14 protein-coding genes are annotated in these 13,932 nt (G+C 60.1%); 7 read left to right on the top strand and 7 right to left on the bottom strand.

Going from position 1 to position 13,932, the window contains the following annotated elements; all coding sequences use genetic code 11:
• Positions 1-30 precede the first annotated feature (30 nt).
• Positions 31-1,281, top strand: coding sequence for a DUF763 domain-containing protein (locus tag HYP802_RS0121510; protein WP_024276512.1), 1,251 nt, complete (start codon positions 31-33; stop codon positions 1,279-1,281).
• An 8-nt stretch (positions 1,282-1,289) separates the two neighbouring features.
• On the opposite strand, the gene HYP802_RS0121505 is transcribed toward HYP802_RS0121510, so the two are convergent.
• Together HYP802_RS0121505 and HYP802_RS0121500 are read right to left on the bottom strand one after the other, a co-directional pair.
• Complete coding sequence (locus HYP802_RS0121505) at positions 1,290-1,697, bottom strand: NUDIX hydrolase (protein ID WP_013949807.1); 408 nt, start codon at positions 1,695-1,697, stop codon at positions 1,290-1,292.
• Between the two features lie 423 nt (positions 1,698-2,120).
• Positions 2,121-2,318, bottom strand: a complete 198-nt coding sequence (locus HYP802_RS0121500) for a hypothetical protein (RefSeq protein WP_024276511.1) — start codon at positions 2,316-2,318, stop codon at positions 2,121-2,123.
• A 213-nt stretch (positions 2,319-2,531) separates the two neighbouring features.
• Here HYP802_RS0121500 and HYP802_RS22670 point away from each other — a divergent pair, with 213 nt between their 5' ends.
• Both HYP802_RS22670 and pabB read left to right on the top strand, forming a co-directional pair.
• Complete coding sequence (locus HYP802_RS22670; protein WP_013949804.1) at positions 2,532-2,747, top strand: 2TM domain-containing protein; 216 nt, start codon at positions 2,532-2,534, stop codon at positions 2,745-2,747.
• A 121-nt stretch (positions 2,748-2,868) separates the two neighbouring features.
• Complete coding sequence (pabB, locus tag HYP802_RS0121490) at positions 2,869-4,764, top strand: aminodeoxychorismate synthase component I (protein ID WP_013949803.1); 1,896 nt, start codon at positions 2,869-2,871, stop codon at positions 4,762-4,764.
• Here pabB and HYP802_RS0121485 read toward each other — a convergent pair.
• The 3 genes from HYP802_RS0121485 to HYP802_RS0121475 form a co-directional block, all read right to left on the bottom strand.
• Positions 4,741-5,046, bottom strand: a complete 306-nt coding sequence (locus tag HYP802_RS0121485; RefSeq protein WP_013949802.1) for a hypothetical protein — start codon at positions 5,044-5,046, stop codon at positions 4,741-4,743. The two genes, pabB and HYP802_RS0121485, sit on opposite strands and share 24 nt — an antisense overlap.
• A gap of 47 nt (positions 5,047-5,093) precedes the next feature.
• Positions 5,094-5,309, bottom strand: coding sequence for a hypothetical protein (locus HYP802_RS0121480; RefSeq protein WP_013949801.1), 216 nt, complete (start codon positions 5,307-5,309; stop codon positions 5,094-5,096).
• 104 nt (positions 5,310-5,413) lie between these two features.
• Positions 5,414-7,231, bottom strand: a complete 1,818-nt coding sequence (locus tag HYP802_RS0121475) for a hypothetical protein (RefSeq protein ID WP_013949800.1) — start codon at positions 7,229-7,231, stop codon at positions 5,414-5,416.
• A 492-nt stretch (positions 7,232-7,723) separates the two neighbouring features.
• Between HYP802_RS0121475 and HYP802_RS0121470 the strand changes: the two genes are divergently transcribed.
• Entirely contained in the window at positions 7,724-8,617 is an 894-nt protein-coding gene (locus HYP802_RS0121470) for an alpha/beta fold hydrolase (protein ID WP_013949799.1), read from the top strand.
• Between the two features lie 142 nt (positions 8,618-8,759).
• Here the strand turns inward: HYP802_RS0121470 and HYP802_RS23080 are convergent, their stop codons facing one another.
• Complete coding sequence (locus tag HYP802_RS23080; protein ID WP_013949798.1) at positions 8,760-9,479, bottom strand: DUF2147 domain-containing protein; 720 nt, start codon at positions 9,477-9,479, stop codon at positions 8,760-8,762.
• A gap of 281 nt (positions 9,480-9,760) precedes the next feature.
• On the opposite strand from HYP802_RS23080, the gene HYP802_RS0121460 reads away from it, so the two are divergent.
• From HYP802_RS0121460 to HYP802_RS0121450, 3 genes are read left to right on the top strand one after another with little or no spacing between them, the layout of a single operon-like run.
• The gene (locus HYP802_RS0121460; protein ID WP_024276509.1) at positions 9,761-10,891 is read left to right on the top strand and encodes an ABC transporter permease; all 1,131 of its coding nucleotides are present in this window, start codon (positions 9,761-9,763) and stop codon (positions 10,889-10,891) included.
• Positions 10,888-11,640 (top strand): ABC transporter ATP-binding protein, encoded by a 753-nt coding sequence (locus tag HYP802_RS0121455; protein WP_013949795.1) that lies wholly within the window; start codon positions 10,888-10,890, stop codon positions 11,638-11,640. The genes HYP802_RS0121460 and HYP802_RS0121455 overlap by 4 nt, the downstream gene beginning before the upstream one ends.
• Positions 11,633-12,739: an efflux RND transporter periplasmic adaptor subunit gene (locus HYP802_RS0121450; protein WP_013949794.1), complete on the top strand. Its 1,107-nt coding sequence runs from the start codon at positions 11,633-11,635 to the stop codon at positions 12,737-12,739. Before HYP802_RS0121455 ends, HYP802_RS0121450 begins: the two co-directional genes overlap by 8 nt.
• An 85-nt stretch (positions 12,740-12,824) precedes the next feature.
• On the opposite strand, the gene HYP802_RS0121445 is transcribed toward HYP802_RS0121450, so the two are convergent.
• Positions 12,825-13,916 carry a tellurite resistance TerB family protein gene (locus HYP802_RS0121445; RefSeq protein WP_050976825.1) on the bottom strand — a complete coding sequence of 364 codons (1,092 nt, stop codon included), beginning with the start codon at positions 13,914-13,916 and terminating at the stop codon, positions 12,825-12,827.
• Between the last annotated feature and the right edge of the window lie 16 nt (positions 13,917-13,932).

Raw genomic sequence — 13,932 nt, 5'->3', positions numbered from 1 at the left:
GTCGGCGAACGAACATGCGATGACGATTCCATGGCTCGTCGCACAGGAAGCGCTGATCTTCCACTTCATACTGGACGCGTTCCCGCGTGGCTTGCGGGGCGCATGGCCACGCTCGGCGCCGTCATCTGTCAGGCGATTGTTGAGCATTACGGCCGAGACGAGTTGCTCGGCCGTTTGGCACATCCCTTCTGGTTTCAGTCGTTCGGTGCGGTCATGGGAATGGATTGGCATTCCTCGGGCATCACCACGAGCGTCATTGGCGCCTTGAAACGCGGCCTGGAGCCGCTCAAGGACGATCTGGGCGTCTATGTTTGCGGCGGACGTGGCCGGCATTCGCGGCGAACGCCCGATGAGCTAAACCTGCTCGGCGAGCGCATCGGCTTCGATGCGCAAGGCCTGACCCGCGCCAGCCGCCTCGTTGCGAAAGTCGATAGCGCCGCAGTCCAGGACGGTTTCGATCTTTATCTTCACGGCTTTTTCGTTACGCGAGAAGGCCGCTGGACGGTCGTGCAGCAAGGCATGAATGGCGAGAAACGCCAAGCCCGGCGCTACCATTGGCACTCTGGCGCACTGGCAAGCTTTGTCGATCAGCCGCATGCGGCGATCGAAGGGCCTCAGCAAGGCGAGATCATAAATCTCACGGATCGGCGAGCGGAAAAATCGCGTTCCGCGCAGCTCGATCTACTCGCGCATTTAGGTCCCGACCGGATCGTGAAAGAGCTGCAGACGGAAATGCCGCCCGAAGCGCCGTCAGCCCAGCTATCGCTGCCGCACCTCGTCATGCCCGCGCATCACGACGTCCGTTCGAGCGACGTATTCACCCGTCGTCTGCACGCCACATTGGCGGCAGCGGCCGAGCGTGGGCCTGTCGATTTTCCGGAGCTACTGTTGACGCCCGGTGTCGGCGCGCGAATGGTGCAGTCACTCGCGATGGTCGCTGAAGTTGTCCACGGCGCGCCTTATCGCTTTCAGGATCCGGGTCGCTTTTCCCTGGCACTCGGCGGCAAGGATCGCCAGCCGTTCCCTGTTCCGGTCAAGGTCTACGACGAAACGATCACCGTGCTGAAATCGGCGATGCAGAAAGCGAAGCTTGGCAACACCGAAATGCTAGCGGCGCTGAAACGCCTCGACGATCAAGCCCGGCGGCTCGAAAGCTCCGCACGCGGCCCATCCCTCGAAGCGCACATCGCCCATGAGCGTGCGCGTTCGCCGGACTACGGTGGTCTCTCGGTGTTTGGCTGGGAGAAAGAACCAGACGACAAAGCCAGCGGCTCGCGCTAGCCGATACGTCAGGTGCCGTACTGCGCGATGAGTTCTTTCAACTTCGGTTCGCGGACTTTCTGCGCGGCATCGCTCTGCGAAAACCAGACGCGGACGCGCTCGTCGCGCTCGCGCCAGCTCTTGCGCTGCTTCTTGACCAAAAGCGGATAGACATCGACGTCGACGATGCGAAAGGTGCCTTCCGGCATCTTCTTCCTGTAGCGATAGGTCCCGATCGGACGGCTGCCGATCTTGCCCGTTACGCCGGCTTCCTGCCGCGCTTCCCGCGCTGCAGCTTTGGGATCGCTTAGGCGCTTTGCCGGCCAGCCCTTCGGAATGACCCATCGCCGTGTTTCCCGCGACGACACGAGAAGCACTTCGAAGCCTCCACCGTGCAATTTTCGCACGGGTAGTGCGCCAACCTGCCGAAGCGTCATGAAAAGTTGTTCCCGCCCTGTGTCGTGCCCGTCCGAGGCCCCCCGATACAGGTTTGACATTGCGCACATCAATCAAATTGTCTGAACGTCGTATAGTAAACGTCGGATCGGAACCGATTTCTAAATACCTCTGTTAACGCACTAACGACGATCTGGGAGAGAACGCGATGATCTCCGACTTCGATCCTCGCCGCGACCCGGACGATTTGGAAATGGGGCGGCCGACCGTAAATTCTTCATGGCTGGCTGTAATCGTGCTTCTCATCGGCGTCGCGCTGGCAGGCTGGTACGTTTTACTAAGCGGAAATGGTGCGTACAGGCAGTCTTCGCAGGAGGCGAACTCCGGACCCGCCCCGGCGGCCCCGAGCAGGCCATAACGCCTTTTACAAAGCAAAACTTTAGAACATGCTGGCGGGACCGAAATCAGTCCTTTTTTGCTTTGGCCTCTTCGGCAAGCTTATCGACCAATGCCTTGTCGATGATCGGCGGCTTCCGATCGGCTGGCCGCACCGGCCCGTCATCGCGGCTGTCGACGGCAATCGCATCGCTGCCGGGAAACGTCTCCTTGAGCGCCTCGTCCAATTCTTTGTCGACTTCCACCTTGGGCTTCTCGCGATTCATGGGAACTCCGCGAACGTTGGCCAATTTTCTTTTCAATCCGGGCTGACCGATATCAACGCCGGTCCCTGCCGGAGAGTTCAATTTCGCGCCGGGACTGATGGCACCTGTGGGGCCACTATAAACCATACGCATTTGCCAGCTTCGCCATTATATATGTGCTGCCCCCCCGAATGCCATCATGCTGAGCAATCGCAAGATGGAATGGAGATCACGATGCATAACCCTCTTCAGGACCAAGGCTTCAAGTTTCACTTGATCGCCTACGTCATCGTCAACGCGATCCTGATTGCCGTCAATCTCATGAACCCCGCGCACATCTGGTTCTTCTGGCCGTTGCTCGGCTGGGGCATCGGTCTAGCGGCCCATGGATATGCAGCATCGAAAGCGCTGGGCCGGCCAAGACGCCCCATCCCACGCATGAGCCGCTAGGCGGGGCGGCTGAGACCGCCGGCCACGCCATTCCGGCGCGACGGCGTGCAGCAGTCGCGCAGACCTGCTGAGTGCGAACGCGCAGTGGCAATCGCCTGGCCGCCGCGCTAGAAGCGGGCGCATGCAGTCAAATTCTCGAACGTCCCCTGATACCGTTAGTCCAGCGCCGCTCAAGACGACCTTAGACGCGCCGATACGGTCACCGGCGTTGGCCGAGGGCTTTGTGCTGCTCGACAACAGCACCAGCCTGGACGCGATCTCAGAGCTGTTCGAGCGCCCCACCGAAATCATCAGAGCCGACACAGCGGACGACGTCGCCCCTGCGCTCGCGGCATTGCAGGCAGGCATCGGCCGCGGACTGCATGCTGCCGGCTTCTTCTCCTACGAGCTTGGCTATCTGCTTGAGCCGAAACTGACCCACCTCTTGCCGACACAACGCAAGGTGCCGCTGTTGTGGTTCGGGCTGTATGAGGCCCCGCGTCAGCTGACGGGCGGCGAGGTCCAGCGGTGGCTGACCGAGGAAGCGATCGGCAATCCGACGCTCGGTGAGTTGGCGCACAGCTGGGATAGCAGTTCCTACCTGAAGCGCTTCAATGAGGTTCAAAAGAACATCAGAAGCGGTGACATCTATCAGCTCAATCTGACGTTCAAGGCGAAGTTCAACCTTCAGGGTTCGCCGCTCGCGCTCTATCGCGATCTCCGCTTAAAGCAGCGGGTCGCCTACGCAGGCATCGTCGATACCGGCGATGTGACGATCCTGTCGTCTTCGCCCGAGCTGTTCATCAAGCAGCATGACCGCATCATCGAGACGCGTCCGATGAAGGGGACCGCCCCGCGGGCCGGTACGCCCGAAGGCGAAGCCGAAGTGCGCAGTGCCCTCTCGAAAGACGTGAAGAACCGTGCCGAAAACCTGATGATCGTCGATCTGATGCGCAACGACCTCGGCCGCATCGCCGATCTCGGCTCTGTCGGTGTCACCGATCTCTTCACCGTTGAAACCTTCAAGACGCTCCATCAGATGACGTCGGGCGTCGAAGCCCGTCTGAAAGACGGCATCGGTATCGTCGATATTCTGAAAGCGATCTTCCCGCCGGGTTCAATCACGGGCGCGCCAAAGATCCGTGCAATGGAACTGATCCGGGAGCTGGAGACTGAGCCGCGCGGCGTCTACTGCGGCGCTATCGGCCGGTTTTCACCGGATGGGTCGGCGCAGTTCAACGTTGCGATCCGCACGGCCATCATCGACCGTAAGGGCTTCGGCGAAATGGGCATCGGTTCGGGCGTCGTCGCTGATTCCGATGGCCCGAAGGAATACGCCGAGTGTCTGCTCAAAATGAAATTCCTGACCGATCCCGTGCGCCGCTTCGAGCTGATCGAAACGATGCTGTACGTGCCGGGAGACGGCCTCTGGCTGAAGGGCTATCATCTCGCGCGCCTTGCCGCCTCCGCCGCTTATTTCGGGTTTTCTTACGATGCCGAGAAGGTGCGGGATGCGATCGACGCCGCCATTGCAACGGCGCCTGATCAGCGACTGCGCGTTCGCTTGTTGTTGGATGAAGACGGTGCCGTTTCCGCAACCGCGACGCCGCAACCAGAGACGGCGGCCGACGCGGTCATGCGCTACGTCATTTCCGATACGCGGATCAACAGCGCCGATCTTTTCCTTTATCACAAGACCACGCGGCGCGAACTCTACGACCGCGAATGGAAGCACTATCACGACACCCTTGGTGCCGATGAAGTGATCTATCTTAACGAAAATGGTGAGTTGGCCGAAGGTAGCCGCACCTCGATCTTTATCGAGCGCGACGGACGTCTCCTGACGCCACGCCTCGCAGCCGGTCTGTTGCCCGGCACGCTGCGGGCGGCACTGTTGGATGAAGGTCGGGCTGTCGAGGCGCGTCTTACGATCGAAGACGCCAACGCCGCAAAGACGATCTATCTAGGAAATTCGGTGCGCGGTCTGGTACGTGCCGGACCGCTTGTGCCGCCGTTATCGGTCGACAACCGGAATTAAGACTGATCCGGTTTCGACAGATACTTGACTGCCGGGCTTAAAGTTGATGACCGAGGTCTTGGTGTCCTGCCGGGCGGCGATCGACATGGCGGCCAGAGCCGCTAACGTCAAAGCAATCGCAGCAACGATGGCTTTAGATGAAAGCCGCGCGCGACGTGCAAAGACCTGAGAAATTTCCTTGGGCATGTCCTGATCGATACGCGCCGAGATGTCGTCTCTCCAGTCCACCGGATGCCGCGCGACACCTTGCGCACGCGCAAACGGAGGCCTCACAAACGGCATAAATTGATACAGCTCGGACTAGACGCAAGACGCATAGCTCAGCGCCTCTACATGCCCCGTACCATGCAGCCAAGCATGAGGATGGTGTAAGCCACGAGCATCGCCCAGGACTCGTTTCCGGTCAGCATCGGGATCTCTGCACCGAAAAATTTCGACATCAGAACAACCACGGTCAAAATCACGGACAGCATAAAAGTTATGATGCTTGGCGCCTTCAATCCCATATCGTGAGTTCCCTCCTCGCTTCTCAATCGAACGCGCATGTCCGCCCCCTTTTGTTCGCGGGTCCAAATCGCGAATCCTTATAGCAGGCGCAGATCACACCAGAGATGAGACCGCATCGATTGATGTGGAAAGGTTCGGCCGTTCAAGCCGAAGGGCGGTCGGCCTGTGGCCGGGAAAACCGCCTCGGCCGGAACAGCCGGGCAAGCCAGAACATGACGATGAGCGCCAGGAACCCGGCGAGGGCGACGGCCCGCGGATGTTTGTCCCAGAGCAGAAGAGGGGCCACACGGCCTTCCCAGACCAGCTGGCTGTCGTCGAAAAGCTCTTTGCTCGATAAGCCCTTATCGGGCGCCAGCATCATGTTGACCGCCGCCAGTTGGTCGCTGCTGGAAATGATCCGCTCGCGGACGGCGCGCGCAGCCAGGATCTGCATTTTCGCAGGCTCGGCAGCGACCACCTGCAAGACTTTTTCACGAGGCGCAGGTTTCAACCCGGAAAGATAGCCCGCCAGCGCCTTCAGCTCATCCTCCGACAATGAGCGCAGTAGACTGTCGAGGGCGGACGAATTGAGTGTGAACAGCATATCGCGGGCGTCTGGCGGCACGCTCGCGATCTTAAGGATTGCAGACCGATCGTTGAGCGCCAGGATTCTATCGAGCGACGCGCGGGTAAGGTTCTTGGGATTGATCCGCTTATGCAACTCATAATCGGCGACGTTGCCGAGCTTGTCGCCCGCCAGCGCCGTCCAATCGAGCCCGGCCTGAATGGATTTGAGATCACGGGCGATCTCCATGCCTTTGTCGGGCATCAGATGAACGGCCGAATTGAGCGTGCCGTCCTGTAGCCGCTTCAAGATAGACGGTTCGCCTTCCGACGTGACCAGGATCGAGACCACTTCATCGAGCCTCGGCAATGCCTCGGGCTTCACGCCATCGAGAAAAGTCTTGAACGCACCATTCTGGTCGGCGAGCTGCAGTACAAGGGCGTGCGCGCGTCGAAACGACTGCCAAACCTGAATGACCTGATCGGCGGCCGCCTGCGCAATCTCGCTGACGTTATCGTTCATTTGCGACTGAAGCGCGTTCGCCAGTTCGTCGCGCACCTTATCCTTCGTCGCCGGCGCCTTCATCTCCTCGGCAATGATCGGCAGAACGCCGTTGCGGAAATCCCAAAGATCCTTCGCGATCAGGACAAGCCCGACGCCCCCCGCGACCACCGACACGAGCCGCGACAGGACGCTGCCAACCAGACGCTGGCCGATCCGTTCGGCAAGGTTTGCAAGCTGACGGCGAACGATCAGGATCGTCGCGCCGGCCAGTCCGGCGCCCGATTCCTTCAGCATCGCTCCCGTCGAGACGTCGCCGGAGCCTTTACTCGGATCGACGATGACGCCCTTGCTCGCATCTCCCGCCAGCGCGCTGGCGACCGCTCCGCCGTATCGCGGACCGACGTAAGCCTTGAGGCAATCGAGCAGGGGGCCGGTCGCGTCCGAGCTTGCGAACTCGATGGTCTTGCCGACCTCTTTGGCGACACCGGCAGCCAGGTCCTCGATGCCGGTCTTGACGGCATCTGAGCGATAAACGCGTTCCGCCACCATGGTCGCGAGCTTCTGCGACTTCTCGCTATAAGCCAGCGACTGCAGCCGTTCAGACCAACTCGTCTCGCTCGTCACCTCGGCGACGGCAATGTCGACGCGGTTGTCGATGATCTGGTCGAGATTCCGCTGCCGCCACTGGTCGGCGACGAGCACTTTATAGTCGATCGACTTGGTGCCGTTCGTGATCGCGTCCGTTACGATCCTGACCACGGCGGCCCTCAGCGAGGCATCGTCCTTGGCTTGGCAGGCCTCGTAGTCGGCGCGGCTGATCGGGTCGGCAATGGCGGCCAGGGACGAGAGCTGGCCGAGCGCCAGGGCTGCAGCGGTCAGCAGCGAAACGGGCGGGCGTAACGAAAAGATCACTGCAGCTCAGTCCCAGCCTTGTCATCCACCGGTAGGCATCCGCAGGGCGGGGCCGGTAACGCACTCTTAAGTATAATTGACCCAATGCGGGTGACCAGTGACGACTGAACTTAAATCCAGGTTTATTCGTTGTCGTACCGGGATTTGGGGTGGGATCCGCACAGTCTGGTAATGTTCTGTTCATCGGGGAGCGATTAACGCGGTACCCCTGGTAACAGCAGCGGCGCTCACCACGTAGTATGCCGCAATGCAGCAACGGGTGAGGGGAAGTAAGGCCGCGGCATGAAGTCCTGTTTAACCAAACGGAAGTAAGCGGATGTCAAAAGCTATGGCGTTTTCAGTTACTTCGTAATAGCTTCACAAATCACGTCTGAAGTACGGGTATCTGCAAGAAAGCTCAAATCTGCGGCGACGCGACAAAGTTGCGTTGGCATCTAAAGCCACCGCGTCGTAAGAGCCACCGACAGGGAAATAACGAGTTCAACGTAGGTAATGAAAAACAAAGAAAAATTTCAGGCCCCTCGTGGAAGTCTGTACATCCCCGGCGGCCGTTCGGGCATCCTGCTGATTCATTCTCTCGGCGGCTCGCCGTTAGAGATGAAAGCAGTGGCCCATGCGATGTCGCGCAAGGGAATGACAGTTTACTGTCCCGTTGTTCCAGGTCTGACCTTCGGAACCGACGTCTCCGGCCTCTCGACGTGGCAGGACTGGTATAAGTCGGTCGCAGCCGCTTTCGATCACATGCGGACTGTTTGCGACAACATCATAATCGGCGGTGCATCGGCTGGTTCGATCCTTGCTCTGCGGCTTGCCGCATACCGGCAGGATCAAGCTTGCGGCCTGATGCTGTTCGCCCCGACGCTCTCCGTCAACGGCTGGGCGATTCCGAAAACCATCAAGCTGTTCCACCTCGTCACCGACAAGTGGACGGCGCGACTCTTCAAGTTCCGCACGCCGGCACCGTACGGCATCAAGGACGAGCGCGTTCGTAACTTCGCGCTTGAGTCGCTGCGTGGCTCCGACAACATGCCGGCCGATATCACCGAGCGCGGTGGCGGCACGGTCTACGAATTCCTTTCACTCGTGCGCAACGTTCGGCCGATGCTGCCGCTCGTGAAGCTGCACACGCTGATTTTCCATCCCCGTCACGACGATCAGAGCGACATCAAGAATACGATGGCGCTTCAGCGGCGGCTCGGCGGCTTGGTCGAAGTCTCGGTCCTCGACGACAGCTATCACCTCGTGACGCTCGATCGTCAGCGCGGGTATGTTGTTGATCGGTCGACGGAATTTGTTGATCGACTGCTTGCGCGTCAGGCCGACAAGGTCGCCGTGCAGAAAGCCGTCTCGTCGACGAATTCAAAGCAACTGGGAGCGGCTGAGTAGCCGCTCTTCCAGGCGTTTCCTGTAACAACAATCGCAATGCTATCAGCCGTTCCGGCCACAACTTGTGGTCGGGAGAGGTCAGTTGAAGTCGCCCCCGGCAAGCCGGCCACTGACCATTCCGGTAATCAAGCGTCCGCTTTGATCACGGATTCGAAGCGACAGGCGGAGGCTCAGCGGTAACGGCCGCCTTCGCAACTTTCTTCTTTTTATGATGCGATGATTTGGCGATGTCGGCGGCTCCGAGCTTGGAGGCGCCAGACGCCGTCTTGCTCTTCTTCGCGTTCGAAGCCTGCTTCTTGCGAACTGCAGGAACAGGCACCGGTACCGGCGGAAGTGCCGCTTGCGAATCGCATGACGGCAGGTCGGAAGGCGCACGCGTCCAGATGAAGGACTTGCCCAGGAAGCGCATGCCTTTGTAGCCCGTCACCTTCAGCGTGTCTGGGCCGAGCAAATCGAGCGCTACACTGAAGGATTTGCCTTGCTTGGGGTCATAGACCCAGCCGTTGTCGAAGCCGCCATCCGAAATTTTCTCCAGATCGCCCAAGACGGGCAAGCCGCAGATCGGTCGGGTACGCTTCGAGGGCTCGGGATTATACCGATCTATCTTCGGCTGACCGTCATCAGCCATCGGCTCTTTGAGCCAATAGATTTTCCCGCAGAGCGTCGTCGGCGTGCAGATCTCGATCTTGACCGCGCCTTTGCCGGTGTCGTCATACCAGACGCCGACTTCCTTCGGATCAGCCGCAGCGGTGGACGCCTGCATCGTAAAGCCGAGTAAAAATCCCGCGGCAGCGATTGCAGCGCCTGAACAATTCGCAATGTTGAAGCAACGCATGACAATAAACCGCAGATGAAAGTTCAACTTTCATACTCCTATGCCGCGAAAGAGGCAAAACATTGGAACCTATTTGTTAAACCCTCACTAAGGCTTCCGTAATTTTGTCTTGGGCCTTACGTATAAGATGCTTAGCCGCCAATTCCGGCAAAACGTGACGCGGACAGAATAAGCGTTTCGCTGTAGTAGCGACGAGCCAATAGCGCTATACGACCCAGGCGTGCATGGGCGCGCCGTTCGATTTCAGGCCAGCGCCGAGTTTGGGCCGGCAGCCCCTTTTGGAAACGTTTGAGAGATCCCGCAGGCACATGGTTTTTACGCTCGCGCTTCGTAATCTTCTGCATGACCGCGTTCGCCTCGCCGTGACGCTGATTGGCATTTTATTTTCGATTGTCCTCGTGGCTGTGCAACTTGGCCTGTATCTCGGTTCGAGCCGCATGATCACGGCAAACATTGCGCGCTCGAACGCTGATCTCATCATCACGACATACGGCGCGAAAAGCTTCGAAGACGGCGGCCTGCTGCTCGGAGACCGTGAGCGGCATCAGGCTCTCGCGACGCCCGGCGTCGAAAGCGTCGTTCCGATCGTTGTCGCCTTTGCCGAATGGCGTAAGCCCGAGGGCGGCTCCTCGCGCGTCGTTCTGATCGGTGCCGATGCCGACGATCAGGGTCTTGTCCCGTGGTCGCTGACCAAAGGCACGATCGAGGACATCAAGGCGCCTGACGCAATCGCTGTCGACCAGACTTATCTTGGCGAGCTTGGCATCACCGGCATCGGCGATACGGCCCAGGTCGCCAACGGCCGCGTTAAGATCCGCGCGCTGACGGAAGGCATCCGGTCGTTTACCCAGTCGCCCTACGCGTACACGACGCTCAACCGCGCGCGCCAGCTTCTCGGCGCTGACGACGACAAATCGACGTTCCTGCTTGTAAAGCTCGTTCCGGGTGCAAACATCCAGGAGGTTCAGAAGGACCTCGCACACCGTCTCGATTCAGCGGACGTGCTGACGAAAGACGAGTTTGAATCGCGTAGCCTCAAGCAGTGGCTGTTCCGGACCGGCGCCGGTCTGGCCCTGATCGGCGGTGCCATTCTTGGCAGTCTCGTGGGTACGGTGATCGTGGCGCAGACCCTTTATTCGAGCACGAAAGACCACATTCACGAATTCGCGACCTTGCGCGCGTTAGGGTCTTCAAGAGGCTACATTTACAAGGTCATCCTGGCCCAGGCGGCGCTCAGCGCTGTCATGGGGTATGTCCTAGGTATGGTGATAGCGTTATTGATACTTTACCTCAGTAGGAACTCGTCGTTGCCATTGGTCATGACCCCTGGTTTGGCATTCTGGCTCTTCGCACTGACACTCTTCATGTGCGCGATCTCGGCGCTTTCGGCCATCGTCAAGGTCACGAAGATAGATCCAGCCACGGTGTTTTCGAGATGACCATGACACCTGTCCTGCGCGCAGAAAATATCGTCAAGGAGCTGGGCACGGGCGCCGGTTTGGTAGTCGCCGTCAAGGGCGTCTCGCTCGACCTGGTTCCCGGCGAGCTGACGCTGCTGATGGGACCATCGGGCTCCGGCAAGACGACGCTGCTCTCGATCCTCGGCTGTATTCTGAAGCCGACATCGGGCAGCCTGCGCATTGCCGACACGGTCATCGACGGTCTCTCGGCCGAAGAGCTGGCCAAGGTCCGCCGCGATCACATCGGCTTCATCTTCCAGTCCTACAACCTCTTTCCGACGCTTAACGCACTGGAAAATGTGCGTATTGCCCTCGACGTCCGCGGCATCAAAGGCTTCGAAGCCACCAGCCGCTCCGAAGAGGTTCTGCGCGAAGTCGGCCTTGGACACCGGCTGACGAACTACCCGCGCAATCTTTCTGGTGGCGAACAGCAGCGCGTTGCGGTCGCTCGTGCCATTGCAAGTTCCCCGTCCGTAGTGCTAGCGGACGAGCCGACGGCCGCTCTCGATAGCGAAAACGGCCACGCCGTGATGGCGCTCCTGTCGCGCATCGCCAAGGAGCAAAATCGTAGCGTGCTGGCCGTGACACACGATCCACGAACGCTCGGATACGCGGATCGCGTCGTGCGCATCGAAGACGGTAAAATCGTCGGTGAGGAACGCCGGCCGGAGGGTATCGATTCCCCCGAAATTACGGATTTGACGAAGAGGCGAAAGCTGCATGCTTAAGAAGATTGATCCGGCGGTCGCGACCATTGTGGTTGCCGCCACCATTGCGCTTGTCGGTGGCTTTGGCGTCAACGCCCTGACACAAACCGAATCCCTGTTTTCGAATATTGCGGGCTCGGCCCAGGCCGACACGACCGCCCCGGCACCGCAATGGGCCGCTTCCGCCACCGCGCGCGTCGAGCCGAAAGACGGCGAGGTTCGCATCGCCAGCGAAGTCGGCGGCAAGATCGTCGAAATCCTCGCCAAGACCAACGACATCGTTAAGACAGGCGATCTTCTGATCCGTCTCGATGACGCGGACTACTACAACAAGATTTACGCCGCTGCCGCCGAGGCGAGCGTCCGCGAGCGTGAGCGCGCCGACGAGCCGGCAACAGGGCCGGCGCTTGATCGCCGCAATGCCGACGACGCCGTCTTTAAAGCTCAGCAGGCTGTATTCGACGCGCACGAGACGTTCGATAAGGTTTACCGCGCTTGGAAATCCGCCGATGGTCCGGAAGACGCCGTCGACAAGGCGCGTCAGGATCTGGCCGAGAAGAAGAAAGCCTTGGCAGCTGCCAAGGATAAGCTCGCTCAGGTCGAGAAAGAGCCCAACATGCCGCTTGAGCAGCGACTGGAATCCTCCCTTGCGCTGGCGCGCTCCGATCTGACGTCGGCAGAGCTGGCACTTGAGCGGACCCGCATTCGCGCACCCGCCGACGGCACGGTTTTGAACATCCTCGCCCGCGTCGGCGAGACGGCCGTCCCGTCGCCGGACAGCGCTCTCGTTGTCTTCGGCGACATGTCGAGCCTGCGCCTGCGCGCCGAAGTCGAAGAGCGCGACGCCGCCAAGGTTCACGTCGGCCAGCGTGTCGTCGTGAAGGCCGACGCCTTCCCCGACAAGACGTTCGAAGGCACAGTCACGTCAATCTCGCAGTCGCTCGGTGCGCCGCGCATTGCAACCCGAGGCCCGCGTCGCCCAAATGACGTTGAGGTCGTCGAAGTGATGATCGCGCTCGATGGTCATCCGCCGCTGTTCACGGGCATGCGCGTCGATGCATTCTTCAAGCTCGACAACGAAGCCGCGACCAGCATGCCTTCGACGACCAAGACGAACTGATCGCGTTATCTTGGGATCAAACGAAAAGGGCGTCGGCATTCGTGCCGGCGCCCTTTCTTTTGAGCTGAAACGTGCCGAAGATCGCTCAGGCGGCGGCCGCTGCAGTCGCATCGATATGCGCCGCAAGTTTCGGATCGAGCCGCAGCGCGGCCGCAAGCGACGACAAGAATGCTTGTTCGGCAGGTGAGTTATCGGCCACCGCAATGCGCGCTGCGGTGTAAAGCTGAAGCGCTTCCTGCGGATTTTTGACCGCATCCGCAAGGTCCTGGACGGACGCCGGGTTATTAAGTTCCCTTGCGAAGAACGCCTCCGCCTCACCATCGAGGCCCGCCTGTTTCAAGCTGCCGATGATTTTGTCGTGCTCGTTTGCATCGATCCGTCCGTCGGCATGTGCCGCGGCGATCATCGCCTGGATGTAATGCACGGCGGCATCGTTGCTGACGGCGGCAGGCTCGAAGCCTGATCCAGCCGGAGGCGGCTCCGTCGATGTCGCGCCCGTTACGAGCGGCCGTCCGGCCTGATAGTTCTGCAAAGCTTTGTAGGCGAGGCCGCCGATCATCGCCAAAGCGCCAAGCCGCGCCGCGCTGCCCGCAAGCGATCGTCCCGTCTGCGTGCCGAGCAACAGTCCGCCCAAACCACCTGCAGCGGCGCCCGCCGTGTAGGGATTGTTCTGGATGAAGCCTTTCAGCTTGCTGATGATTTCAGCTGCCTGCGGATCAGACGCAAGGCGGCCGAGCGCATCATTTGCGCCTGTCGCCTCGCCAAGGCGCGACGAGCCTTCTTTCACGCCCTGCGTCGCCTGCGTGAAAACCTTGCCAAGAATATCGCCAATACTGCCGCCGTCGGTTACAGCGCCTCCGGCCTGCCCAAGCTTGTCCTTGAGCTGAGTAAGAATATCGCCGAGTTCGGGATTGGAGCCGGAAGGCGCGGCCGTAGCGCCCGTGCCAGACGATGTGGACTGTCCTTGCGACAGGCTTTTCCCGATCTGACTCAGGATATCTCCGAGGCCGCCGCTGCCGTTTCCGCCAGCGGGCGCTCCACCCGCACCGCCGCCAGCGTTTTTCAATATGTCGTTCAGTATGTCTCCGAGACCGCCACCCGATTGCGGCGATGAGCCGGCTCCGGAAGGCGATGCACCTCTAACAATATTTTCCAGAATGGATTTGGCGTCGAACATAGCGGGGGCCCTTCTG

This window comes from Hyphomicrobium sp. 802 (assembly GCF_000526135.1).
Taxonomy (GTDB): domain Bacteria; phylum Pseudomonadota; class Alphaproteobacteria; order Rhizobiales; family Hyphomicrobiaceae; genus Hyphomicrobium_B.
The sequence above is the reverse complement of the archived record's forward strand: the minus strand, read 5'-3'. Positions and strand labels throughout refer to the sequence as shown.

What these genes read in the sequence shown, in the direction of transcription:
- HYP802_RS0121510 (WP_024276512.1), top strand. Translation starts at nt 31, where the DNA reads ATGGCTCGTCGCACAGGAAGCGCTGATCTTCCACTTCATACTGGACGC.
- HYP802_RS0121505 (WP_013949807.1), bottom strand. Translation starts at nt 1,697, where the DNA reads ATGACGCTTCGGCAGGTTGGCGCACTACCCGTGCGAAAATTGCACGGT.
- HYP802_RS0121500 (WP_024276511.1), bottom strand. Translation starts at nt 2,318, where the DNA reads ATGAATCGCGAGAAGCCCAAGGTGGAAGTCGACAAAGAATTGGACGAG.
- HYP802_RS22670 (WP_013949804.1), top strand. Translation starts at nt 2,532, where the DNA reads ATGCATAACCCTCTTCAGGACCAAGGCTTCAAGTTTCACTTGATCGCC.
- pabB (WP_013949803.1), top strand. Translation starts at nt 2,869, where the DNA reads ATGCAGTCAAATTCTCGAACGTCCCCTGATACCGTTAGTCCAGCGCCG.
- HYP802_RS0121485 (WP_013949802.1), bottom strand. Translation starts at nt 5,046, where the DNA reads ATGCCGTTTGTGAGGCCTCCGTTTGCGCGTGCGCAAGGTGTCGCGCGG.
- HYP802_RS0121480 (WP_013949801.1), bottom strand. Translation starts at nt 5,309, where the DNA reads ATGCGCGTTCGATTGAGAAGCGAGGAGGGAACTCACGATATGGGATTG.
- HYP802_RS0121470 (WP_013949799.1), top strand. Translation starts at nt 7,724, where the DNA reads ATGAAAAACAAAGAAAAATTTCAGGCCCCTCGTGGAAGTCTGTACATC.
- HYP802_RS0121460 (WP_024276509.1), top strand. Translation starts at nt 9,761, where the DNA reads ATGGTTTTTACGCTCGCGCTTCGTAATCTTCTGCATGACCGCGTTCGC.
- HYP802_RS0121455 (WP_013949795.1), top strand. Translation starts at nt 10,888, where the DNA reads ATGACCATGACACCTGTCCTGCGCGCAGAAAATATCGTCAAGGAGCTG.
- HYP802_RS0121450 (WP_013949794.1), top strand. Translation starts at nt 11,633, where the DNA reads ATGCTTAAGAAGATTGATCCGGCGGTCGCGACCATTGTGGTTGCCGCC.
- HYP802_RS0121445 (WP_050976825.1), bottom strand. Translation starts at nt 13,916, where the DNA reads ATGTTCGACGCCAAATCCATTCTGGAAAATATTGTTAGAGGTGCATCG.